Below are 2,317 nucleotides of genomic sequence, written 5' to 3'. Positions count from 1 at the left end.
GACTTGCATGTGTTAAGCACGCCGCCAGCGTTCATCCTGAGCCAGGATCAAACTCTCCGTTGAAGTAAAACAGACACAACCAACACCCCCGGGAAAACGGGACGCATCAGCTGCACAAAATTTGAAACCAGCTGTAAAAACCAGACCACACCACGGGGTGGCGGACCTGNAATAAATTGGTATCAACAAACTTGGCACACTATTGAGTTCTCAAACAACAGACACACCCGGCACCACCACAACCACAGGTCGCAGATCGCTCCGGAGCAACTTCACAAACTTACCCGAACTCCAGGAACTAAGCAAATCAACGTTTCCGCGATTCACATTTCCAGAAGTGGATTCCCACCCGAATTCAACGCGCAAATATCCGCGCCATTTTCCAGGCTGTTTATCAAGGGGGTCGGTCGCTATCTTTCCGCATCAGCGGCGGCGACTCGAATTACTTTACAGGTCCGGGGCGCCCAGCACAAATCCACCGGCGGAGCAGCTCCCAGGTGGCGAAACCCCCGGATTGGCGCGGATTACCGGCCCCACCGCTCTCCCACGGGCCAGTCACGGGCTCAGGTGGGTTTTGTGTACCGCGTCACAGTCCGCAAGGCTGCCGCCGTCGACCCTTGCGGCAACGCCGGACTCGAACTCGAAGGGCTGGCGTCGTGTCCATCTGGCCTGTTCTCTTGGCAGCACCGCACTGCTACCTTGGCTGGATGGAACGATCTCTGGTGAGGCCCAGGAAGAGCAAGATTATCGCGGGGGTCTGCGCGGCTCTGGCTGACCGCTTCGGTATCTCCGTCACGCTGATCCGCATCGGCTTCGCGCTCTTCGGCCTGTTCGGCGTCGGCGAGCTCGTCTACATCGCGCTGTGGATCATCATCCCCAAGGCCCCGTAGGGGGAACCCCTAAAGGCTGACGGAAATAGCGACGTTAGCGGGCAGGCACGTCGTCCACGAACGCCACTTGGGACACATACTGCCGGTACAGCTTCAGCGCGTCGTCGATCGCGATGTTGCCCTGACCCGGTCCCCAGGGAGTGGGAATTGGCGAAGTTCGTGGCCAGCGCCGCGGCGATAGACGGCAGCCCGGCCCCTAGGCACAGCACGCGCCACACCACTGAATCGTCTTGTAGCGAGAAGATCCCCTGGATTGCTTCGGTGAAAGCAGTGGCCCCAAAGGCCGGGCCGGCGGTGAGCATGGCGGCAAGGGCGCTGCCCACAATGCTGGCGTTGGAGAGCCGGTTCCGGCGGGGCCGCTCCCGCCCCAAATAGGAGCGGACGGCTTGCTTCTTGGACCCGCCGTTCCTTGGACCTATCGAGATCGTTCACCACTCCTACGAGGGCCGCAAAGATGATGATCCCTGCGATACCAGACAGCCGTTGTCCCAGCCCGTTGCCAGTCGGTCAACACCGTCAGTTGGTCCGCTGGTCGACTGGTCCGGTGTGACGCCGACGGTCTCGTCAACGACGTCTTCCGTGATCCGGTGATGCGGTGTCTCCGGCGTGTTGTGTTCGGAGGAGCGCCGGGTGGGTGACGAAGTCCGCCGTCGAGCCTGCCTTTGGTCTGCTCAGTTCGATGGGAGTCTGTGGTCCGGCAGTTGCCAGAGCAGCGACCGATCCTCAGGGAAGGAGAATTTCAGGGAACTGATCAGCCGTTTGAGCGCGTCGAATTCCTGCGAATGGACGTAGTGCCGCGCATCTTCAGTTGATGAAAACGTGCGTGCATAGCTGGATCTGTGTGCAGTTGCGGCATGGCCTGGCGAGTCGAGCTCCACGACATCACCGAATCTGAGGATCAACGGTGGCGCCCCAGGAACACGGACAGAATCCCCGCAGGCGTTCCCGCCTGATGTCTGCGGCACGAGTCCGAAGGAACCCCTGGGTACCTTCTCTGTTGTTAGCCCATACGAGAAGGCGGAGGCCAGGGCCGGATCCAGCAGTTCTGCGCCTGTGGTGACGTCAGCCCGTTGCAGTTGCAGTTCGGGTTCCAAGGGGAGGGGGCACGCTTGTGGGTCGGGGGATGGGCCGAGATGGAGCATGGCAACGGGCAAAGAGTCCTCGTCAAACACGGTGGCGTGCAGTCCGGGATACCCAGCCGAGGGCTCATGCCGGTGCACGCTCCAAGCGACCGGCAGCTCAATGCGTGCCTCGACCGAGCTGGGGGCATCGGCCCACGGCGTGACCAAGGCAGCGGTACGCCATTCCATGGAGGAGGAGGCGGCTAGGAGCGTGGGTCAGTAGTCGTTAAAACGCCGGGTGATATTCCGGGTCCTTGGCGTGGGGGCTGGAAGAATCGGTGGATGACTTCCGATTTCCAGGATGGA

1 protein-coding gene and 1 rRNA gene are annotated in these 2,317 nt (G+C 61.1%); one reads left to right on the top strand and one right to left on the bottom strand.

Annotated features, from left to right (window positions below):
• Positions 1-63, bottom strand: a 16S ribosomal RNA gene (locus AC50X9_RS21185); the annotation flags it as partial.
• A gap of 644 nt (positions 64-707) precedes the next feature.
• On the opposite strand from AC50X9_RS21185, the gene AC50X9_RS21180 reads away from it, so the two are divergent.
• A complete protein-coding gene (locus tag AC50X9_RS21180; RefSeq protein WP_494897055.1) occupies positions 708-890 on the top strand; it encodes a PspC domain-containing protein in 183 nt (60 codons plus the stop codon).
• Positions 891-2,317 lie beyond the last annotated feature (1,427 nt).

The organism is Pseudarthrobacter sp. HLT1-3 (assembly GCF_059383535.1).
The sequence above is the reverse complement of the archived record's forward strand: the minus strand, read 5'-3'. Positions and strand labels throughout refer to the sequence as shown.

What these genes read in the sequence shown, in the direction of transcription:
- AC50X9_RS21180 (WP_494897055.1), top strand. Translation starts at nt 708, where the DNA reads ATGGAACGATCTCTGGTGAGGCCCAGGAAGAGCAAGATTATCGCGGGG.